The organism is Pseudomonas meliae (assembly GCF_001400515.1).
In the GTDB taxonomy this organism is placed as follows: Bacteria; Pseudomonadota; Gammaproteobacteria; order Pseudomonadales; family Pseudomonadaceae; genus Aquipseudomonas; species Aquipseudomonas amygdali.
This window is the reverse complement of the sequence record NZ_LJQT01000052.1, coordinates 1-20,796: the sequence shown is the minus strand read 5'-3', so window position 1 is coordinate 20,796 and position 20,796 is coordinate 1. Positions and strand designations below refer to the sequence as shown.

At 58.5% G+C, this 20,796-nt stretch carries 17 protein-coding genes and 3 pseudogenes; 5 read left to right on the top strand and 15 right to left on the bottom strand.

All coding sequences use genetic code 11. From position 1 onward, the window contains the following. The 3 genes and pseudogenes from ALO64_RS25835 to ALO64_RS02605 all read left to right on the top strand — a co-directional run. A partial coding sequence (locus ALO64_RS25835) for a hypothetical protein (RefSeq protein ID WP_217996260.1) occupies positions 1–227 on the top strand: 227 nt, incomplete at its 5' end. 100 nt (positions 228–327) lie between these two features. Continuing rightward, a pseudogene (locus ALO64_RS26525) lies at positions 328–3,314 on the top strand (ATP-binding protein). Further along, a complete protein-coding gene (locus tag ALO64_RS02605) occupies positions 3,311–3,688 on the top strand; it encodes a response regulator (RefSeq protein ID WP_002553587.1) in 378 nt (125 codons plus the stop codon). Before ALO64_RS26525 ends, ALO64_RS02605 begins: the two are co-directional and overlap by 4 nt. A 5-nt stretch (positions 3,689–3,693) precedes the next feature. Here the strand turns inward: ALO64_RS02605 and ALO64_RS02600 are convergent, their stop codons facing one another. Together ALO64_RS02600 and ALO64_RS02595 are read right to left on the bottom strand one after the other, a co-directional pair. After that, the gene (locus tag ALO64_RS02600; RefSeq protein WP_031595582.1) at positions 3,694–4,452 is read right to left on the bottom strand and encodes a COG4705 family protein; all 759 of its coding nucleotides are present in this window, start codon (positions 4,450–4,452) and stop codon (positions 3,694–3,696) included. A gap of 162 nt (positions 4,453–4,614) precedes the next feature. Further along, a pseudogene (locus ALO64_RS02595) lies at positions 4,615–7,922 on the bottom strand (type III effector HrpK domain-containing protein). A 668-nt stretch (positions 7,923–8,590) separates the two neighbouring features. Between ALO64_RS02595 and ALO64_RS02585 the strand changes: the two are divergent. Then, a complete protein-coding gene (locus tag ALO64_RS02585) occupies positions 8,591–11,434 on the top strand; it encodes an ATP-binding protein (RefSeq protein WP_054991648.1) in 2,844 nt (947 codons plus the stop codon). Positions 11,435–11,450: 16 nt separating this feature from the next. Here ALO64_RS02585 and ALO64_RS02580 read toward each other — a convergent pair whose 3' ends face one another. From ALO64_RS02580 to ALO64_RS02520, 13 genes are all read right to left on the bottom strand, one after another. Next, positions 11,451–12,497, bottom strand: a complete 1,047-nt coding sequence (locus tag ALO64_RS02580; RefSeq protein WP_005733369.1) for an EscU/YscU/HrcU family type III secretion system export apparatus switch protein — start codon at positions 12,495–12,497, stop codon at positions 11,451–11,453. Beyond that, positions 12,494–13,312 carry a type III secretion system export apparatus subunit SctT gene (sctT, locus tag ALO64_RS02575; protein ID WP_044344556.1) on the bottom strand — a complete coding sequence of 273 codons (819 nt, stop codon included), beginning with the start codon at positions 13,310–13,312 and terminating at the stop codon, positions 12,494–12,496. The genes ALO64_RS02580 and sctT overlap by 4 nt, the downstream gene beginning before the upstream one ends. Before the next feature lie 6 nt (positions 13,313–13,318). Then, positions 13,319–13,588, bottom strand: a complete 270-nt coding sequence (locus tag ALO64_RS02570) for an EscS/YscS/HrcS family type III secretion system export apparatus protein (protein WP_004665006.1) — start codon at positions 13,586–13,588, stop codon at positions 13,319–13,321. Between the two features lie 4 nt (positions 13,589–13,592). Then, complete coding sequence (sctR, locus tag ALO64_RS02565) at positions 13,593–14,249, bottom strand: type III secretion system export apparatus subunit SctR (RefSeq protein WP_004658168.1); 657 nt, start codon at positions 14,247–14,249, stop codon at positions 13,593–13,595. Further along, positions 14,246–15,301 carry a type III secretion system cytoplasmic ring protein SctQ gene (gene sctQ / locus ALO64_RS02560; protein WP_005733365.1) on the bottom strand — a complete coding sequence of 352 codons (1,056 nt, stop codon included), beginning with the start codon at positions 15,299–15,301 and terminating at the stop codon, positions 14,246–14,248. Before sctQ ends, sctR begins: the two co-directional genes overlap by 4 nt. Then, on the bottom strand, positions 15,298–15,765 hold the full coding sequence (locus ALO64_RS02555; protein WP_044344555.1) for a hypothetical protein: 468 nt from the start codon (positions 15,763–15,765) through the stop codon (positions 15,298–15,300). Before ALO64_RS02555 ends, sctQ begins: the two co-directional genes overlap by 4 nt. Before the next feature lie 73 nt (positions 15,766–15,838). Then, positions 15,839–17,167, bottom strand: a complete 1,329-nt coding sequence (locus tag ALO64_RS02550) for a FliI/YscN family ATPase (protein ID WP_005733363.1) — start codon at positions 17,165–17,167, stop codon at positions 15,839–15,841. After that, positions 17,164–17,757, bottom strand: a complete 594-nt coding sequence (locus ALO64_RS02545; RefSeq protein WP_044344554.1) for a FliH/SctL family protein — start codon at positions 17,755–17,757, stop codon at positions 17,164–17,166. The genes ALO64_RS02550 and ALO64_RS02545 overlap by 4 nt, the downstream gene beginning before the upstream one ends. Further along, positions 17,750–18,370, bottom strand: a complete 621-nt coding sequence (locus tag ALO64_RS02540) for a hypothetical protein (RefSeq protein ID WP_044344553.1) — start codon at positions 18,368–18,370, stop codon at positions 17,750–17,752. Before ALO64_RS02540 ends, ALO64_RS02545 begins: the two co-directional genes overlap by 8 nt. Continuing rightward, positions 18,367–19,146: a type III secretion system inner membrane ring lipoprotein SctJ gene (sctJ, locus tag ALO64_RS02535; RefSeq protein ID WP_005733361.1), complete on the bottom strand. Its 780-nt coding sequence runs from the start codon at positions 19,144–19,146 to the stop codon at positions 18,367–18,369. The genes ALO64_RS02540 and sctJ overlap by 4 nt, the downstream gene beginning before the upstream one ends. Positions 19,147–19,149: 3 nt before the next feature. After that, entirely contained in the window at positions 19,150–19,581 is a 432-nt protein-coding gene (locus ALO64_RS02530) for a hypothetical protein (protein ID WP_002553573.1), read from the bottom strand. Positions 19,582–19,590: 9 nt separating this feature from the next. Continuing rightward, the gene (locus ALO64_RS02525) at positions 19,591–19,809 is read right to left on the bottom strand and encodes a hypothetical protein (RefSeq protein WP_044344552.1); all 219 of its coding nucleotides are present in this window, start codon (positions 19,807–19,809) and stop codon (positions 19,591–19,593) included. 21 nt (positions 19,810–19,830) lie between these two features. Then, on the bottom strand, positions 19,831–20,442 hold the full coding sequence (locus tag ALO64_RS02520; protein WP_054098378.1) for a hypothetical protein: 612 nt from the start codon (positions 20,440–20,442) through the stop codon (positions 19,831–19,833). Positions 20,443–20,593: 151 nt separating this feature from the next. On the opposite strand from ALO64_RS02520, the pseudogene ALO64_RS23675 reads away from it, so the two are divergent. Continuing rightward, positions 20,594–20,796: pseudogene (locus ALO64_RS23675) on the top strand (tetratricopeptide repeat protein); the annotation flags it as partial.

Genomic DNA, 20,796 nt, shown 5'->3' with positions numbered 1-20,796 from the left:
ACAATGTCTGGCGGGGCTTTTTTGTAATTGGCGCCTTCTGGCCGAAAAAACAGTTAAAGCCACGCATCCTCTTGGCACCTGTTATGGTGGCACACCTCCTTCACTCTCTGGCTTGCATCAGCAGAGCTGTATTATCCAGGTCTCCACGCCGCACCTTCGCGGCAACCTCGCATTTTCTTGCGCTGTCCATCCGGGCTGTTGATCGCTCAAAGTTTTGTCACGGCTGACAAAAACTATCCGAATCGCTCTTTGTGCTTAACGACTGCATGTCGTACCAAGGCAGCGGCAGGCTGTTTCCGGTTGAAATACCCTATGGAGTTCACGCAAATGATCGAGCCCATGCTGGCTGCAGGCCCAGATGCAGCGCTTGAAGCCGCGCTTGCCGAGTGTGCCCGTGAACCGATTCGGGTGCCCGGCGCAATCCAGCCTCATGGCGTGTTGCTCAGCGTTGCAGGCAACCCGCTGTGTATCGAACAAGTCAGCGCCAATTGCGCAAATGAGCTTGGGCTGGACAGCGACGCGTTGCTGGGCAGGCCCCTGTCATTGCTGTTATCGCCCGAGCAGGCGACGATTATCGAAAATGCGTACCACCACCCTGCTGCTCCACACATTGATCCGATACGACTGACGCTGGGAAGCGCTCACTACAGTGCTTCGCTGCACCGTACCGATGACGTGCTGATTATCGAACTGGAACCCTTCGTCGAAGCCGGCCACGAACAGTCCAGAATCATTACCCGTGTGTTGCGCAACCTGCAGGCAGCGACCACGCTGGAAACGCTGTTCGATATCAGTGTTCACGAGATTCAGGCACTTACCGGCTACGACCGGGTGATGATTTACCGGTTCGAGCCCGAGGGGCATGGCAAGGTCGTTGCCCAGGCGTTGACCGGGCTATTACCCAGTTACAGTGGTTTGAACTTCCCAGGCTCGGATATTCCTGCCCAGGCGCGAGAGCTGTATCGTTTGAACTGGATTTGGGTGATTCCGGACGCAACCTACGTTCCCGTCCCCCTGATACCGACACTGCGACCTGCAACAGGCCAGCCACTCGATCTGGGCTTCTCGACGCTGCGTAGCGTGTCCCCTGTTCACTGCGAATAATGGGCGTGCGCTCATCGATGAGCATCTCGCTGCTGGACGGCGGCGAACTTTGGGGGCTTATCGCCTGTGGGCATCCTGAACCGCTGCTGGTGTCCAGAGAGCTGCGCGATGCCTGTGCAATGATCGGGCAACTGTTGTCGGTGAAAATTTCCGCAATTGTTGCAACTGATATCCAGCGCGAACGGGAAGAGAAAGTTGTCCTGCTCGGGCAACTGGCAGACGCAATGAGTCGTGCCGACCATGAAATCCTCGACGGCCTGGTGAGCCGACCCGAACTGCTTCAGTCCTTGACACTGGCGGACGGCGTCGCGGTTCTGATTGACGACCGGGTTCACCTGTTCGGCGTATGCCCTACGACCGAGCAGGTGCAAGCGCTGTACCTCTGGATTCGGGACACAGGGCTGGCACGCCAGCGGTCGACGCAGCGAACGACAGGCTTGCAGGGTCTGGGTGTTTTTCATACCCACTCCATGCACAAGGAGTATCCCGAAAGCGCGGCCTACAGAGATGTCGCGAGCGGCGTGATTGCCTTTACATTGCCCAAGCCGATTGATAACGCGGTCATGTGGTTTCGTGCTCAGCTCACCTCGACAATGAACTGGAGCGGAAACCCGGCCCACCATGTGAGTACCAGCCCGGAAGGCTCCGCACGCCACCGCTTGCGCCCGAGACAGTCTTTCGACGCGTGGGAACAGCAGGTCACAGGCATCGCCAGCCCCTGGTCGCGGGGCGATCTTTATGGTGCTGAAGACATACGCCGCTCAGCGCTGGAGAACGACCTGGAGCGCCAGGTTCAGCGCGAGCAGGAGGCGGTGCGTTTGCGCGATGAGCTGGTCGCGGTGGTGTCCCATGACCTGCGCAACCCGATGTCGATCATCATCATGCAGTGCGGCATGATGCAGCGATGGGCAATCGGCGATACACACTCTGAAAACCGCAACATCCGGCGCGCACTGGGCACCATCGAGAAAGCGACAACCCGCATGAACAGTCTTCTTGAAGACTTGTTCGATACCGCACAGATTGAAGCAGGCCGTTATCAGCTCTCACGCTTGCCGCTGGGTGTCACCAGTCTGCTTGAAGAGGCATGCAGCCTTCTGGTCATGCTGACTACTGAAAAGAATATCGAACTCAATTGCACCGCCGCGCAGGGTCTGGTCATCAATGCGGATCCGGAGCGAATCTTTCAGGTGCTTTCCAACCTGGTGGGTAACGCCATCAAGTTCACCCCCAAAGGTGGCCGAATCAACATCGATGCGGTCGCCAGTGAAAATGAAGTCCTGTTCAAGGTCAGTGATGACGGGATAGGTATCCCGGCGGAACACTTGCCCTATATTTTCCAGCGTTATTGGTCTGTCAAGGAAGGCAACCCACGAGGCAACGGCCTGGGTCTTTATATATGCCAGGGTATTATCACCGCCCACGGTGGACGCTTGTGGGCCGAAAGCTCAGTCGATTCGGGAAGTGTATTTTCCTTCAGGCTGCCTATGCATGAGGGGCAGGATGTCATTGGCGAGGCGACGTTTTTAAAACAGAGCGGCACGACTCATCGACTGGCGCAATCGATCTCCAGCAAACTGGAGCGCCAGCAACTCGAAGATCGCCTGACCCGCGCGGGGCTGCTGAACGAACTGAACCATCGGGTCAAAAACACCCTGGCAACCGTTCAGGCCATCGCCTCTCTCACGGTCAACAGCTCTGCCTCACTGGAGTCCTTTCGCAAAAGCTTCGATGCACGTCTGTTTGCACTGAGCCAGGCGCATGATGCCCTGGCCCGGGCAGAGTGGATATCCACTGAACTGGTCGACCTGATCGAGCAGCTTCAAGCGGTAAACGCGGGGGCGCACAAGATCAGCTTCACAGGCAATCCGGTAACTCTGGAGCCGCGCGTGTCATTGACGCTCTCAATGGTTCTGCACGAACTGATGGCTAACGCGGTGCAGCATGGTGCACTTTCATCAGCAGCAGGCCAGGTGACGGTGATCTCCACCCTGGACGCCGGGCACAATCCTCCCACGCTGAAGATCGAATGGAGTGAAACAGGCGGCCCGCCGATTGCCGCAAGCACGGTAAAAGGCTTTGGCTTTCGCTTGATACGCCGCAGTATCGAACGAGAACTCAAAGGCAAGGCTGACATTCAGTTCGCCAGCACAGGCATTATCTGGTCGATGCTGATCCCCTGGCCAGACAAACCGGAAGGCAGCTTATGAGTTCAGAATCAGACGACCATACCTCGCTCCCCAAAGTGCTGCTGGTCGAGGACGAGACAATGCTCGCAATGCTGATGGAGATGATGCTTGAGGACCTGGGGTTCGCTACCGCCTACCACGCCAGTTCGCTTGGCGAAGGCATTGAATATGCTCGCAACGGCGACTATGACCTGGCCATTCTGGATATCAATATCATCGGCGGTAACTCGTTCCCGATAGCAGCGGCCATTGCCCATCGCGGCATACCCTTCATGTTTTGCTCCGGGTATGGGCGACTGGGCATCCCCGAGGTATGGGTTGACCGGCGCTGCGTCGCCAAACCGTTCAGTGCAGAGCAGTTGAATGAGGCCTTGAGCGAACTGCTTCAGGCCTGACCGGGTCAGCTCTCAATCAGCCTGTTATCGGCTGGCGAAGGTTTACGCTCACGGTAAGTCGCCACCACCACCAGCACCAGCAACACCGCGAGCAACACGGCGGACGACCCTATCGTGCCGAAATCCAGCCCGCCCTTCTCGTAGGGCTTGGTCAGCACATCACCCAGCGTTGCCCCGAATGGCCTCGTCAACACAAAGGCTATCCAGAAAAGCATGATCGAGGACAGTCTGGTGGTGAAATGCAGGACGACGACCAACGCTATCGCAGAACCGATCAGCACCGCACCTCCGGCAAAGCCGAGCCCCGAATCGTCGGCCAGGTAATCGCCGAGCGCTGTGCCCAGCGTGTTGGAGATGAGAATCGCGAACCAGTAAAAAAGCTCACCTTTCAGCGTCGATACTCTGTCTACCGACAACGATTTCTCGCTGACATACCACGCGCAAAAAATGGCCATCAGCAAGGTAATCAGAATTGCAGAACCCGTTGCGTAGCCAAGCCCGAGTGTCCGGTCCATGAAGTCCGACATCGTGGTGCCTGCAGTACTGGTGGAAAGAATGACCAACCAGTAAAGCATCGGGTGATAACGTTTTGCGGCGAGCTGTGTCACGAGCGTGGCTACAAACAGGCTTATCAGTATCAGAGAGCTGATCGCATACCCGACATCAAGCGTCATCGACAATAAGTCGCCCGCTGTTTCACCAAGTGTGGTCGCGCAGATCTTCATGATCCAGAAGGCCAGGGTTATCTGGGGCAGCTTGTTCATTGTGTCTACCTGGATGATCAATGGAGGCGTGTTTCGCAGAGCGCGAATGTCGCCATGATCAGGCTCCAGATGTTTGAAATGTGTGAGGCCGAAATGAAAAGCTGATTGAAGCAGGCAGGGACTCGCATAAAAAACAGGCCGGGTTGCCCCAGCCTGTTCACATCACGAAGCGATCGTGGTTTCCTCTGGGCCCGGCCACTCGCTGTCCGGCACATCATAGATGTCGCCGTTCTCGACGCCGTCGATCTCGTACTGGGTCAGGTAGTCCCTGAGGTGATCGGAGAAGCGGTCAACGCGCGTTTCCTGCTTGCCTTCCTCGATCAGACCGGGAATCAGCAACGCCAGAGCGCCCACGCCGGCTGCGGCAATACCAAGGCTGCCAGCGAGCAGCGGCAAGGCACGGACCACGCTGCCCGTCAGTTGCAGAACGCCCGCAGCGCCTTCAGCTGCAGATGCCAGACCTGCCATAGCGCCAAGAGATCCGGCAGTGATGCTCATGCCACCGGCAACCAGCTCGCCTCTTCTGATCGACTTCACTCCATCAAAGATGCCGTAAGCACCCGCAGCCACACCGGCAAGTCCACCGAGCCCCTTCGCGGCGTTTTCCAATTTCGACAGGTTAGTCGTGATGTCCTTGTAAACGTCCGGCTCCAGTACGTCCTTGATGTCCTTGAACATGGTCGTGACGTTCTTGATGCCGCCCTCGACCAGCAACGTTGCGCTTTGTACCGAACCGGTAGTGATGTCGACGATTTGCCGATCAGTCAGGGCCCCCGCGCCATTTGCACCTTTAGCAATGGTGATACCGGCCATGAACAGGCCGCTGACGCCATGCAGGACTCCGGCACCGGAAGCGGCCTTTATCGACGAGTTATCGCTGAACAGGCCCAGCTCGGAAATGGACTTGGTGCCCTGACGCAGCAAATCCCAATTGCCCCTGAAAACGCCAAGAATCTGGTCAGACGTAGCGGGTTTGCCATCGGCATTCATCAGCAGTTCGGGATTGCTCTTGCTGATCTCGTCGATCAGTGCCTTGACCTTCTCCTCATCCAGCGCTTCACTGCCTTCCTTGCCGAACGCTTTTTTCAGGTCCTCAAAGCTGGCATCGTTGAAGACGTTCTCCTGAGCAATCGCGGTGTAGTTCTCTGTCAGCTTGTCGTCGTATTTACCCGTGAACTCTGGGTTCAGCGCGGCGTTGTACATCGCCACTTCCATGCTGAACTGGCTGGTCGCCACTTCAAAGCTTTCAGTTTTCAACAGCTCTTTGAGGCGCTCACCGGACACCAGCGATTTTTCATAGAAGGCCTCGAAATCCTTGTTATGCGAGGATTTCTGCACTGCTTCCTGAATTTCGCCCGGTTTGCTGAAACCCAGCGCGCCCTGAACGCTTTGCGCCGAGCTGTAGAACTGAGCAAGCGCTGTCTGCTGGTCGGTCTTGCCATCCTTGGTATTGGCGTCCCACAGCTTGTCCAGCGCAGCACCGGTCTTGATATCGTTGTCGTAAGTACTTTGCAGCGCGCGCTTGAGCCCGTCGCTGCCCTCCAGCACCTTGCTTGCCTCGCTGGTGGCATTCTCGTTATAGAACTTGACTACTGCGGCATCCTTTTCAAGCATCGCTACATGTTTGTTGACATCATCGAGCAGCTTCTGCGCATCGGGATGACTGCGTACATTGTTGGCGATCTGGACCTTGGATTTGTCGTCCTTCCACATCCCGGCACCGCTGCCCTGCACGATCAGACTCTGTGCAGCCTTGAGTTCCTGAAGTACCGCAGCCTTCTGCTCTGCGCTGTAATTTTGCGGGTTATCGAACACATCCTTGTTGAGCGGGTCGGTGTTGACCTTGTCCAGCAGATTGCCTTCGGCAACGGCTTCCAGCAATGTACCTACCGCCCCGACGTCCTTCGGCGAAGCCGTCTTGATGAAGGCCTGAATGTCACCGCGGCTGGCCTTGCCATCTGTGCCCTGCTCCAGGGGACTCTTCGCATTGTCGAGCAACGCAAAGGCACCGGGTTGCGACCAGAAGTCCAACGCTTCCTTGACCTCATCACTCAACTGAGGGTTTTTCTCTTTGTAGGCTGTCAGTGCTTCAGCGTTGAAATCCGAAGAGCCGGTCTTGCCTTTGATCGCGTCGTAATTTTCGTCGATGATCGCCGCATATCTGGCGATCTGCCTTGAAGCCTCATCGGCGTCAGGGTTGGCCTTGAGAAAATCCTTGTAACTACCGATCTCCTCGGTCTTTTTCAGCTCGGGCAGCGCGGCGAAGCCCAGCTTGCCAAAATCCTGCAACCGTCCGGCCTCGGTGCCATGCTTTGCCTCGGCGCCCTTGGTGAAGCCATCAATGCTGCTGTTGAACACCTGGCCACCTGACTGAGCCTCGCCCTTCTCGTTGTACAGGGTCACCCGGTCAAGCACCTGAGCCGCACGAAACGCGGCATTGGCATCTTTTTCGAAATCGCCGACCCGCTCCTTGAGCATGTCCTTGACGCCGCTCTGGTTGCCCAGATTCTTCAACAACGGATTAGCGTCGATGATCTCTTCGGCCGAACGCTTGTCATCCTTGGGCAACTCCCACAAAAAACCGAGTTTCTCGGCCTGTTCACGTGCTTCCTTGTTGTCACCCACTGACGACACATTGGTCATCTCGCCCTTGAGGCTTGCAAACCCGTCCTTGCCAAAGTCCTGCAGGCGACCGGCTTCAGTACCGTTCTTCGCCTCGCCACTCTTGGTGAAACCGTTAATGCTACCGTTCGCTACATCGCTACCGACAATCCGCACGCCGTTGCCATCGAACTGTTCGATGTGAGCCAGCACCTGGGTCGCGCGATAGGCTGCGTCGGCATCGCGCTCGAAATCGCCGACCTGCTCCTTGAGCATGTCCGGTTACCCAGATTTTTCAACAACGGGTCAGTGTCGATTATGGCCTGCGCGTCGCGCTCGTCACCTTTCGGTCGCTCCCACTGAATGCCCAGTTTCTCGGCCTGCTCACGGATGGCAGGGTCGTCAGCCGGGGATCGCACCTCATGCAGTTTGCCTTTCAGACTGGAAAAACCGAACTTGCCGAAATCCTTCAAACGACCCGCTTCGCTGCCATGCTTCGCGTCGCTGCTGCTGGTATACCCGTCGATGCGATTATTGCCGATGTCGTTACTGGCCAGACGGTTACCATTGGCGTCAAAGGTCTCAATGTGTTCAAGCAATTGCACAGCCCGGAATGCGGCGCTCGAATCCTTGGTGTAATCGCCCACCTGAGCGATCAGGTTCTGTTTGGCTTCGCCACGGTCGCCTCGTCCGCCCAGACTTTTGAGCAACGGGTTGTCATCAATGATTTCCTGTGCAGAGCGCTTGTCATCTGAAGGTAACTCCCACTGGATACCGGCATCCCTGGACTGCTGCACGGCCTGCTCCCAGGCCTTGGCGTCTACCGGGTCTTTTGGTTTTTCAGTGGTGATTTTGCTGACGGAGGTCATTGTCTTTATCCTTCCATTGGTCACCAGAAAAATCACAGCGACAACTGCTGCCCGCGCAAAAGAACGAGCTGCGCCATGAGTCAGACTGGTGCGAGCTGGGCCTGACTAAAAGGCAGAGGCACGGGACCTGATCAAAGACCAGGCATCCGCTATCACACGCGATTAAATCGGACTTGCGTTAAGAAGGGATGACACAGACCGGAAAGTTACCTTGAACAGTTATCTCAGCGCCCTCATTAAGCAACGCGTTACGGGTAACAAGACGATTTACTTCTGATGACACCCTGACAAGTCATACAGCCTTGAAGGCACGGTCAATACAGCACATTTCCGGTTTTTCACATGAATATCTCAACAGTCCAGGGCCCGAAGTCGTCGAACTCACCGAGACGCTTTATGAGGGTTGTAGAAAATTATCGCTCAGTCGACAGACGGTACTCGGGTTGACCGGCAAATGGTGTCCATTACTACGGGCGTGGTTTATGCATGGCTAACTAAACGGTCACATCAGCTAATTAAGATTCAGCGTCCCACCCGAGCAGACGCGTCAAGCTTATCGAGCTGACGTTACGGGATGTAAGCAGATCAAAAAAACCGTTTACAGATCAATACCTCATGCTCCTGCAAGGTGCGGTAGCACAGCTGTTACTTCTGATACAGGTCTAAGCATGGATTTTGAAACAGGCACCCCGGGTAAAACGGTCGATATCAGAACACGTGACGCTCTCCAGGGGCAGGAAGCTATCCGCTTCGGCTCTTTTGTGCTGCACCCGCAGCAGCTGTTGTTCAGGCACTCGCAGCCGGTACCGCTGGGCAGTCGCGCCATGTCTCTGCTGGTGGCATTCGCAACACGCCCCGGCGAACTACTGGAAAAGGCCGAATTGCTGACACTGGCCTGGCCAAAGGCAGTGGTGGAAGAATGCAACCTGCGCGCGCAGATCGTGACGTTACGCAGAGCGCTGGAAGAGCAGGACGATTTCACCTATATCGTCACCGTGCCAGGCAGGGGTTATCGATTCAGCGCAACAGTGAGCGTTCAACCAGCAACCGCTCCTGCGCTACCTGCACCTGCACCTGCAAAAGACACATTTGCTGCGGCACCGGCGATAAAGCGCCAGGTGCTGGGCCGTGATGCGCTGATCCGTCAGTTGCATGAACTGACGCTGGAGCGTCGCTTGCTGACCTTGACCGGACCTGGCGGCGTGGGCAAGACCACCGTGGCGCTGGCGCTGGCGCTGGCGCTGGCAGATAGCCTGGCTGCACATGCCTCGTTGAGCACCGCATTCGTCGACCTGACGCCGGTCAGCTGCGCTCAGCCTGTCGTGGGCAGGATTGCCTTCGCCCTGGGTTTAAGCACTGAAAACGAACAGCCGCTGCGTGACATCCCGCCCTCACTGGCAAAGCGGCAGCAATTGCTGGTACTGGACAACTGCGAGCATGTACTTGATGAAACCGCCTCTGCCGTAGAAGCATTATTGGCCAATGCCCCACTGTGCTGCGTAGTGGTCACCAGCCGTGAGCCCTTACGCGTACAAGGCGAATGGGTGCATGAACTCAGCCCCCTGCAAGTACCGGACGAAAACCAGACTATCAGCGCCGAGACTGCCATTGCCTACTCGGGTGTGGAACTGTTTGTCACACGTGCCCGAGAGCAGGACCCCGCATTTGTGTTGACTGACAGCGATACCGAAGCGGTCGCAGCCATTTGCCGCAAACTGGACGGCAATCCGTTGGCAATCGAGCTGGCCGCTGCACGCGTCAGGACATTCGGCATTGCCGATCTGGTCGGGCTGCTGGACGGCAGTTTTCGCTTGCAGATGACCGGACTGCGCACCGCGTTACCGCGTCAGCGTTCGCTAAGCGCTACGCTGGACTGGACCTACGGCATGCTCACCGAACACGAGCAGGCACTCCTGCGCCAACTGTCCATTTTCAATGGCTCATTCACGCTTGATGGCGTCATGGCAATCGTCAATATCGGTTTGCCGGATGTACGCATGACGCTACCGATGCTGGAAAGCCTGCTCGACAAATCCCTGCTCGGAACCTTTGACCACAGCCAGGGCAAGCGCTTTCGACTGTTGGAAACCACGCGCCTATATGCTCATGACAAGCTCGTTCAGCTCGATGATGTGCCGCGTTTGTGCCGCGCACACGCCCAGTGGGCACTGCGCCTGCTCAACCAGGCCAGACTCGATCTCGATCAGCTGACACAAGACGTCTGGACTCAGCGCTACGCCGCAGAGATCGACACCATTCGCGCAGCACTGACCTGGGCCTTTTCAGCCGCGGGTGATCGACAACTTGGTGTAGAACTGACCCTGAGCAGCTCACCCCTGTGGCTCAGGCTGTCGCTGGTGCGCGAGTACCAGGACTGGGTCAGCCTCGGTACACCGCGTCACGTCGAAGAAAAGGCGCAGATGGATCGTCGTCAGCGTATGCGCTTGTTGACCATGTCTGGCAGTATTTTGATGCTTACCTACGGTGCCGGGCAGAAAATGCGCGAGGTCTGGCAACAGGTCAGTGAGGATGCCGAAGTGCTCAACGACTCCGAGTATCGCCTGCGCGCTTTGTGGGGCCAATGGAACGACCACACCTGTAGCAACAGGCACCGCGAGGCTCAAGAGGTAGCCTTGCGATTCCTCGCGCTGGGCAAGGATTACAGAATTGCCGACTGCCAGTTGCTGGGCAGGCGAATGCGCGCCACCAGCGCGTTTTACATGGGCGATATGAAAACCGCCGGGCAGGCGATCGAAGAAGCTCTGGGCGCTTCAAGGTCTGCTTCGTCACATATCATCGACATGCATTTCGACCAGCGAATTGCCGCACAATCATTGCGTGCCCAGGTACAGTTGCTGGTTGGCAATACCGGCCAGGCGATGGTTGCCCTGGACACCAACGTGAAGCAGGCCATTGCCCTGAGTCACCCCGCGACGCTCTGGTATACCCTGGCCATCAGTGCGATCCCCGCAACGCTGATTGCAGGTACGTTGCACAAGACACGTCACTTTCTGGATGTGCTTAAAAAAAGCAGCGAACGGCAACCGCTGCATATCTGGCGTCAGTTGACCAGTTGCTACGAGAGTATCCTGCTGATCCGTGAGGGCAACCCGGCAGCAGGCGTGCCATTGCTGGGAGAAGCCCTTCAACAGCTGCGCAACCATGTGGAAACGCCGCTGTGTTCGATGCTGCACACCGAGTACGTATCAGGTCTGGCCGCGCTGCGGCTTGAACCCCTTGCGCTGGAAACGCTGGATGAAATTCACATCAACGCTGTTGAACACCATGATCGTTGGTATTTGCCGGAGATCATGAGAGTCAAGGCACAGCTGATGCTCAGTCAGCCACACACTCATGCGCTGGAAGAGGTACGCAAGATGCTGACCCAGGCGTTGGACATCGCTCGGCAGGACGGTACACATTTCGGGGCCTGGCGCATCAACGCCGACCTCAACCGCCTGAAAATCGCGCCCGGTACACCAGCCCCTCGTCATTGCCCGGCGGTACATTGAAACACGGCGTCAGGCGTCAGATCAGCCGCTGCGCCACCAGCGCATCGGCCACTGCCTGAAACGTATTTTCCGGCACCGGATCACCAGCTACGCTGCGCCGGGCGATCATTTCGGCGAGACTTGCGTCGGGCCAGCGGGCAATGCCCAGCGACAAGGCCTCTGCCAGCAAGGTGCTCGAATCCTGTGACGAGGCACGACAGACCACTATCGGCACCGGTGTCTCACCGCGCACATAGCGTACGCCCACCACCCAACCTCCGCTGTCGCCAATCATCAAGGAGGCGCGCCCCAACCCAAGCTTTGTGGCCAGTGCCTGCATTTCGCGACGCTGACGCTGGCGTTCGCGCTTGATCATGGGGTCGCCATCAATATCTTTGCGCTCGCGTTTCTGCTCGCTATGGCTCATTTTCATTTCACGGCCAAACAGCCAGCGTTGCATCAGCACGTCTACCGCGCCGACCAGCAGAAACGCTGCAAGCACGGTGAATACCAGTGGTTTGAGGACCAGATAGAACGTCGACTCGATACAGCCTTCGCCGCATCGCGATGACTCCATCAGGGCCTGCAGCGCCTGGCGGCCGACGACGTAGAATGCCAGCGCCAGTAACACAACCTTGACCAGTCCCTTCAAAAACTCGATCAGGTTGCGCATGGCGAAAATGCGCTTGAAACCCTCGGTCGGGTTGATACGTTTGATATCCGGCTGAATCGGCTCGATCGAAAACACCACGCCGCGCATGGTCACGATGTTGGTCAGGATCACCGCGCCGACAGTCACGGCTACCACTGGCACTGTAATGCCGATGACAATCTGCTCGGCGTGATCGAGCAGCCGTGGCCAGACCTCTGCAAACGGCTCGATATAGATCAGTGCGGTCAGATCTATCAGTGCCTCGACCTGCGCACGTGCCTTGGGCAGCAGCACCGATATGCACAAGGTACACAGCAGGATGACCATGCCCGACACGAGGTCCTGGCTCTTGGCAACCTGCCCCTTCTTGCGTGCATCGCGCAGCTTCTTGTCCGAGGCCGGCTGGCTTTTTTCCTCGCTCGACTCACTCATCCCAGGCCCTCGCTGGCCAGCGTTTTCAGAACCTCGACCGTTCCTCGAAATTGCGCCAGTTGGTCAATCATGACCGGAATCAGAAACCCGATATAAACCACCATCAACACCGCAAAAAACAGGTTCTTGACCGGCAGTGAAAGGTCAAAAATATGCAGGCTGGGTGCCATGCGCGACAGGTACGCGAGCATCAGATCAGTGATCAGCATCGCAATCAGCAAGGGCGCGACCATCAGCACACCAATGCGCATCACCTGGTCGAGAATGGCCAGAATGGAGGTCAGGGCAGCGCTGCTGAACAACGGCGTGAACTCGGTGACTGGCCAGAGCTGATAGCTATGGTAGTAACCGTCGACCATCAGAATAAAGCCGCCCGACATGAAAAACAGTGTGATGAGCATGACGGTCAGCAGCGTGGCCATCACGCTCGCTTCCCCCTGCCCCAAAGGGTCGACCAGCTGCTCCATGGTCGAACCCCGTTGCAGGTCGATCAGTTCGCCAGCCACCTCGGCAGCCCAGAACGGTATGCCGAACAACAGGCCGATCAGCAGCCCGATCAGCAACTCCTTGATCATCAGCCCCGCGAGGAAAAAACCGCTGTGCTCGGGCATAGAAGTGAACGCCGAGAACACCGGCAAGATCATCGGCACCGAGATCGCCACTGCCACGCAGCCACGGATCATACCGGTCAGGCCCAGACGATTGAATGCCGGGGTAATGATCACCACACCCATCGCCCGCGAAGCTGCCAGCGATGCGGAACTGATCACCGGATAAGCGATTTCGATGAACGCATTGGTCAGATCAGCGCCCATGACGACTCATCGGGTCCACAAGGGAAAGTTGTCCAGCACCTGATTGCCCAGCTCTGCCACCTGCCCGGCCAGCAACGGCCCGACAAACACGATCACCAGCAATACCGCTACCAGCTTGACCACTTGCGGCAGTGTCTGGTCCTGGATCTGGGTCAGTGCCTGTAACAGGCCCACACTGAGGCCGACGACAATGGCCACGACCAACGCCGGAGCGGAGAGCAGCAAGACAGTCATCAGCGCCTTGTTCATCAGCGAGAGAAAAACATCCTGGCCCACAGCGTCAGCCTCCGTAGCTCAGGATCAGACCGTGCATCAGTCGTGACCAGCCACTGAGCGCCACAAACAGAAAAATCTTCAACGGAATTGAAATCAAGGTGGGCGAGACCATCGACATGCCCATCGCCATGAGCACATTGGAGACCAACAGATCGACGACCAGAAACGGGATATAGAGCAGAAAACCGATCTCGAAGGCACGGGTCAGTTCAGAGCTGACGAACGCCGGAATCAGCACGACAAGATCGTCATCGCGCAGATCGGCTCGCGCTTCGGGCGACCATATGGTTTCAGTGGCCTGGACGAAAAAACCGCGTTCGCTTTCATTGGCGAACTTCGAAAGGTGCGCCTGTAATGGCGGGCGCAAGGCGCTGCCGAGTTCCTCCAGTTGCTGGACATTCTGCAGGCTCAGATCGCGGCCTTGCACCTCCCGGTACATGTCACCGATCAGCGGCGTGGTCACGTATACCGACAGAATCAGCGCAATGCCGTAAAGCACCAGATTGGGCGGCGTCTGCTGCACGCCCAGCGCATTGCGGATCAGAAACAGCACCACGGATATCTTCATGAATCCCGTCAGCGTCACGACGGCCAATGGAATCAAACCGATAGTAGCGACGACCAGAATGATTTCGATCAGGTTCGGCTGGTAACCGTTCATGAGGCAGTGAAACCCAGCAGTCGCACACCCAGACCGTCGCCGATACTCACCAACTCGCCACGGCCTATACGGCGGCCATTGACCATCAGGTCCACCTCATCGTGCCTCGAACCGGCCAGCGGCAACAGGCTGCCCGGCGCCATCTCGCGAAGTTGCGCCAGCGTCAGTTCAACGCTGCCCAGTTGGCAGACCAGCGTAAGCGGCAGCTCATCCAGCGAAGTATCCAGATCGGAACCGTCGGTCATTTCACTCATCGAATCGTTCCTGTTGAAAGTGTGGGAGACATAATGGGGACTGACGGTGCGCAGAGGCCCCAGCCATTCGAGGGTTTCACCCTGGTGCCTGGCAACCGTCTGGTAGCGCTTGCCCAGTCGCATCAGCACCTGCGTGTCGGCCAGGGTGTCGAGCATGACCACATCGCCCGGCACCAGACTGTGCAGCTCTGCGGTGGTTAATGGTGCCTGCCCGGCCTCGACACTCAGCGTGAGTACCAATGCATCAAGCGGCTGCGGTCTTGTAACAGCGTTACGGTCGAGCAGCGCGATGACGTGCCGGGCGCTGTCGGCATTCAAATGTATTTCCAGCGTCTGTGCCTGCCCCTCATCAGGCCGCACTTCCAACGCGAGCCTGAGTGGATTTTCGAGCGGATGTGCAGGCCACGGGAGCACCTGAACAGGCTCGCCCGATAATGTTTCCAGAGGCTCGATCCAGCTCAGCCAAGCCTGCTCCAGTAACAAGGTGTCGGTCTGGGTATCGACTGACGCACCTGGCAGCCAGCCCAGCCCTGACAGCTCGAAAAGACGCGACGGAACGACAAGTTCGAGGTAGGCCTGCCCGAACCTGATGGCCACCCTCACCGGTCGGCGACACTCGCCACCTGCGCTGGCCAAGCTCACGTGCATGGGGCGCTGCCCAAGAACAATCCGCCACGGTGCTGTCTGGCGATGCAACAGGTTATGCAAACTCAACAGATCAGCATCGAACCGGGCAAGCCGGCTTCGGACTGAACCAATGCCTGGAGGCGAAGGCATTGGCTGTACGCACACCGTCATCGCTCGTCTCCAGGTGGGGATCCTTTGACGGGCAGGTCTGCCTGATCGGCCTCATCGCGCTGCTCACTGGCCCGCGCATCGTTGCGCATGCGCTGTTCGACAAGGTCCTGCCAGGCTCGGGACTTTTTCAGCTGTTCAAGGTGCGCCTGCCTGAGCCGCTTGCGTGCCTGCTCTTCAGTCTCAAGGTTCAACACCGCATTATCGGCGTCGGCCTGCAATGCCTTGCGTTCGTCATGCAGTTGCTTCAAGCGCTCCTGAACGACCTTCCACTCGCTGAGCTGGCCGACCGCCTGCTCGGCCTCCTGAGCCAGTTGTTCCCGATGCAGGCGTAACTTTTCCCGTGCCTGATCCAGCTCGGTGTGGCTATCACGGCAGCGCTCCCGTTGAGCGCCAAGATGAGCGGCAGCGCGCTGCTCACGCAACAGACGCAAGGCTTGCAGGCTGTACAGGTCGGCCTTCTTCATCGTTTTTTTCCATAGCAAAGACCAATCGGCGTCGAGTCGTAGAGTGAATCAGGAGCCGAATCGAAAAACGGGCTCATGCCAGCACCTTGCGCAGGCGGGCCAGAGTTTGCGCAAGGCTGTCATGTTCGGAGGGCGGCTGACGCAGAAATGCCTCGATCGACGAATGGCGGGCAATTGCCTCGTCGGCTATCGGGTCACTGCCAGCCGCGTACTCACCCACCTGAATCAACAGTTCGATTTCCTGACGGCGGGCAATCAACTCACGCAGCCGTGATGCCAGTTGCCTGTGTTCGGCAGTCGCAATGTGGTCCATCAAGCGGCTGCGACTGCGTAAAACATCGATTGCCGGAAAGTGATCGCGCTGCGCCAGTTCGGCGCTCAGCACGATATGGCCATCAAGGATTGAGCGAGTCTCCTCGGCTACCGGGTCCATGGCCGCATCACCTTCGGTCAATACGGTGTAAAGCGCCGTGATGCTGCCCTGCGGGCCAGGGCCGGCGCGCTCCAGCAGGCGCGGCAATGCCGAGAAAAAAGAAGGTGGATAACCACGCCGGGTCGGCGGCTCCCCCACTGCCAGACCAATTTCGCGCTGGGCACGGGCAAAACGGGTCAGGCTGTCCATCAACAAGAGTACATTGCGCCCCTGATCACGGTGATACTCAGCCAGAGTGGTCGCTACGTAAGCCGCCCTGACCCGCTCGGCGGCGGGCCGGTCAGAGGTGGCAACCACCGCCACGGTACGTGCCCGGGCCGTGGCGTCGAGTTGCCCTTCAAGCAGTTCGCGTACTTCACGGCCACGCTCGCCGATAAGCCCGATGACGATCACGTCGGCATCGCTATTGCGAACGATACTCGCCAACAAGGAAGACTTACCCACACCCGGCTCGCCGAAAATACCCATGCGTTGCCCCTGGCCGAGGGTCAACAGGCTGTCGATAGCTCGTATGCCCAATGACAGTGGCTTGACGATTCGCTGGCGGCTGAAGGGCGCCGGAGGTTCTGCATGCAATGGATAATGCTGCATCCCGAGCGTGGCAGTCGGCGCAGGTCCGTCGAGAAACTCGCCCATAGGGCTGATCACACGACCCAGCAAGGCATCGCCAACCTGCACGCCGAGCGCCTGGCCTGTGGCGATGATCTGGGTACGCGTCGAAAGGCCCTCCATCGAGCCGATAGGCGACAGGATCGCGTCATCTTCATCGAAGCCGATAACTTCCGCCGACAGCTCTCGGCCGTTACCCGGATCGCGCAGCACACATAACTCTCCGATGCCTACGCCGGCGACGCTGGCGCGCAGCAACACGCCACGAATACTGCGCAGCGTCCCACGCATGGGCCTGGGCTGGGCGAATTGCAAGCGCAAACCGAGGTTGGGCAGCAGCGTCGTCAGGGCCTCAGTCATCGCGAATCACCTTCTGCCAGCGGTAACAACGCACGGCGCAGATTATCCAGCTGGGCCTCCAGCCCGAGTTCCACGGACCCCGCCGGGCCACCCAACCGCGCCTGCCCTGCTTCGAGCTGGTCATCGCCTTCGATACTCAGCGAATGCAAGGGCAGCGGCGCGTGGGCCAGGTGCTGACGCAGACCTTCAACTTCAGTGCCGGGTACATGCAGAGTCAACGCCTGATCCTGACGAAACGCTGCCAACGCCTGCGCAGTACAGCGCAACAACCGCTCGCGCTCGTCAATCTCTCCCAGTACCTGTCGGGCGATGCCCAGTGCCAGTTCAACCAGCGAAGTTTCCAGCCCGGCCAGGTAGCGGTCGACCTCGGCGCTGGTCTGTGCCAGCAATGCAGCGGCCCGTTCGGCGCCCTCCTGTCTGGCATGCTCGAAGCCTTCGGCGCGAGCCTGTTCAAGCCATTGCGCGCTGTTTTCCCGCACGCAACGTGCCTCTTCATGCGCGGCTTCGATGAAGGCAAATCCGTCGATCCAGCGAGCGGCGTCGGCAGCACGCAACACCCGGGAGCCTGGTCGTGTTGGCAGATCACTCATGGCTGCTGATCTCCGTCAGGTGTCGAGCAACGGTTTGCACCACCGTCACCTGTTTCGCATCATCCGGTGCAGCGTGCACAGGTTCAGCCAGACGCAGCCGCAGCCAGGCCTGCAGCTGTGCAGGACAGGATTGTAGCCAGGCGGCCACACAGGCAGCACCATCGCGATCGATGGCCTGGAACAACTCGGCAGGTGTACGCAATAGATCGGCCGCACCGGCCAGATGCCGATGAGTGAGGGCCAGCGAGAATGTGTCGTTACCCAGCAGGCGACGGTACTCACTGACCACTTCGCCACGAATTTCCCGACTCAGCGTTGCCGCGTGCCAGACCGCACCACACAGGCGTGTCAAATGCGAAAAATCGCTTTCGCTCAGCAGCAGTACCGCCAGATCCTGCTCCGCAGGCAGGTCCAGCTGCGCCAGCGGCTGTAGCTTGAAATGTACGGTCAGCAATTGTTCAAGGCGTGCGGTAAAGCGCGGTGAATCGCGTAACGCTGCAAGTCGGGCCGCATCAACGTCACGTTCAAGGCATTCGGCCAGACAGCGCTCGCGGACAAAGGCCAAGGGACGTTCGGCCAGTGCGTGCCACTGGCTGGTCAGCGCCGTGTTCATGACGCTTCACTCAACACGTATGAGCCCTCGCCCCGGCGTCGCTGCCAGAACTGTCGGCCCAGCAGTCCGGCAAGCACCAGCGCAACCAGCAACAGAGTGCCAAACAGCCAGCGTGCCGCTGGCAGGTCATCTTCAAGCATCCACAGGCCCAGGAAACTGCCCAACTGCGGCTGGGCACTGGCCTTGTCGGGAATGACTGCCTTGATCGCCGTGACTGAAACACCGTCGTAGCCCAGCCCGGAGATGCCGTTGGCAACCAGCGTCTTGATCTGCGGGATCAGCACATTGATGTCGGTTCGCGGGTCAAAACGGACCAGCACCGATGCCGAGGACGGCGAAATCACCCGTTTGAGTAAATCATTGTCAGGCAGCACCACATGCACCCGCGCGGACAGAATGCCATCTATCTGCGAAACGGTATGGGACAGCTCCTCACTCAGCGCATACACCATCTGCGCGCGCTCCTGCACTGGCGAGGACACCAGGCCATTGCCTTTGAAAATCTCTCCCATATTGGAAAAGCTCTGCCCTGGCAGGCCTGCGTCATCCAGCGCCGCCATCGCCTGGACAAAGCGCTTTTCGTCGACCATCACCTTGAGCTGACCGTTGTCCTGAACCTTGCGCGAGGCCGGGATGCCATCACGCAACAGCACCGCCAGCATGGCGTTGGCCTCACGCTCGCCGAGGTTGGTGTAAAGATCGATATCGCAGGCCTGCAACAGGCTGGCAAGCGTCGCCACTATCAACAGGCGCAAGACACGGCGGCGTTTGGGCATGGTTCATTGACCTTTTAGAAGGGTGTTGGCAGAGCCGGATATCTGGGTTGCCCCGCGTACCACCATCTGGGTTTCGATGGAGTAATCGAACATCCGTCCAAGCGACTGGACGATGCGATCGACCTGCGGCTCACCTACTTTGCCCGGCGCCTGGACAGCGCTGGTGGCTGGGCTCGGAGCATGATTGGCGGACTGCAGCGCATTACCCTGGGTCAGCGCATCGGCCCGCTCTGAGAACTGCCGCGAGCGGTCAATAAAACCATCCAGTCGCTCCATCAGGTTGCTACCGATCTGATGCGGGCTGGCACCCTGCGGCATGCCTTTGGAAGTCTCGGCCATGTGTTCGAAGAGGTTCTGGGAAGCCTGCGGAACCCCGCCTCCTCCCGGCGAAGGCAAGGCAGCCGCCGCCGGTGATGCAGCTGGATTGACGGTCATGGTCGGAACCTATTCAGAGTCGTCGTCAGATTGGACTTCGTTGAGCATTTCCTGAGCGCGCGGCATGATAATGAACTGCCCGCCAATGGTGACCGCCTGGGTAATCAGGGCATCGTTGAACTCACTGTCGCTGGCAGCCTGCTCGGCGTTTTCGACGGCGGCGTTGAAGCGCGATTCCTGACTGGAAACATTGATGTCTACATTGCTGTCTACGGCGTTGATGGACATGGGTAGTGCTCCTTCTTCGGTTTACTGACGGTCGGTAGCGACTTGAGTGACGACACCGCCACGAAACACCCGCACGCCGCGCTCACGCACTACAGGCGCGACCTCGGCGGCAGGTTGACGATCCACATGGTGCTGAATCTGCGCCAGCCAGGCTGGCGGCCCTGAAACAAAAAGGCTGTCGCTGTCGGGGCTGACGCGGCTGGACATCGGCTGGCCGGACACTTCCAGCCGCGCCATATAACGCTGCAACTCTTCAAGCCGCGGCCCTTGCAGGTCGAACACACGGGTGGCGACCTCATCGGCACCGGCGATGTGCAGTACGTTGCCGTCGAAGTACCAGCTCAGTTGATTCGCATCGCACAAGCGGGTGAGAAACTCACCGGCATCCTCGCCACGTACCGTGCCTCGTGCGTTTCCGCGGACCTTCTCGGAAAACACCACGATCAGGCCAAGGTGCTGACCGAACTCAGTCAGCGCACCGCGAATATCCTGGTCGACCAGCACGTAGGCGTAAGGCTCTGAGAACCAGTCTGGCTGACGTTCCGAGGCGGCCTTAAGCACGCTGGATAACAGGCACAGCAGGATCAGCATCAGCAATTTTGAAACTGGCGGGTCAGCCCTGAAGTGCTTCATGGCGCCCTCCGTGACAATGCGACGGCCGCTGGCAGACAGGCTTCAGAAAACGGTCGCTATTCAGCGCAGGGGCTATAAAATGGCGCTCGCCCTCAATGGCTGTCGATGGCTGAAACGCCTCGCCCCGCCCCCTTTCACAAGAGCCCTGCCCATGCCACCTCGTTCCGTCCCCACGTTGTTGTTGCTCGGCTGCCTGAGTCTGGCGGCGTGTTCGACTCAGCCCAAATCCGACGCCAGCTACGAGCGCTTCATGCAACTGGCCGCCGACCTGGAGAAACGCGGCGACTCGACGACGGCAGCGTCGTTCTACCAGCGCGCCACGCAGCAGCCCGAAGCGGGTGTCGAGGCGTGGCG

Excerpts from the sequence above, each read along its gene's own strand:
- ALO64_RS02530 (WP_002553573.1), bottom strand. The coding sequence starts at position 19,581 with ATGACCGTCAATCCAGCTGCATCACCGGCGGCGGCTGCCTTGCCTTCG.
- ALO64_RS02520 (WP_054098378.1), bottom strand. The coding sequence starts at position 20,442 with ATGAAGCACTTCAGGGCTGACCCGCCAGTTTCAAAATTGCTGATGCTG.
- ALO64_RS02540 (WP_044344553.1), bottom strand. The coding sequence starts at position 18,370 with ATGAACACGGCGCTGACCAGCCAGTGGCACGCACTGGCCGAACGTCCC.
- ALO64_RS02545 (WP_044344554.1), bottom strand. The coding sequence starts at position 17,757 with ATGAGTGATCTGCCAACACGACCAGGCTCCCGGGTGTTGCGTGCTGCC.
- ALO64_RS02580 (WP_005733369.1), bottom strand. The coding sequence starts at position 12,497 with ATGAGTGAGTCGAGCGAGGAAAAAAGCCAGCCGGCCTCGGACAAGAAG.
- ALO64_RS02600 (WP_031595582.1), bottom strand. The coding sequence starts at position 4,452 with ATGAACAAGCTGCCCCAGATAACCCTGGCCTTCTGGATCATGAAGATC.
- ALO64_RS02555 (WP_044344555.1), bottom strand. The coding sequence starts at position 15,765 with ATGAAGAAGGCCGACCTGTACAGCCTGCAAGCCTTGCGTCTGTTGCGT.
- ALO64_RS02605 (WP_002553587.1), top strand. The coding sequence starts at position 3,311 with ATGAGTTCAGAATCAGACGACCATACCTCGCTCCCCAAAGTGCTGCTG.
- ALO64_RS02550 (WP_005733363.1), bottom strand. The coding sequence starts at position 17,167 with ATGACTGAGGCCCTGACGACGCTGCTGCCCAACCTCGGTTTGCGCTTG.
- sctQ (WP_005733365.1), bottom strand. The coding sequence starts at position 15,301 with ATGACGGTGTGCGTACAGCCAATGCCTTCGCCTCCAGGCATTGGTTCA.
- ALO64_RS02585 (WP_054991648.1), top strand. The coding sequence starts at position 8,591 with ATGGATTTTGAAACAGGCACCCCGGGTAAAACGGTCGATATCAGAACA.
- ALO64_RS02525 (WP_044344552.1), bottom strand. The coding sequence starts at position 19,809 with ATGTCCATCAACGCCGTAGACAGCAATGTAGACATCAATGTTTCCAGT.
- sctR (WP_004658168.1), bottom strand. The coding sequence starts at position 14,249 with ATGAACGGTTACCAGCCGAACCTGATCGAAATCATTCTGGTCGTCGCT.
- sctT (WP_044344556.1), bottom strand. The coding sequence starts at position 13,312 with ATGGGCGCTGATCTGACCAATGCGTTCATCGAAATCGCTTATCCGGTG.
- sctJ (WP_005733361.1), bottom strand. The coding sequence starts at position 19,146 with ATGCCCAAACGCCGCCGTGTCTTGCGCCTGTTGATAGTGGCGACGCTT.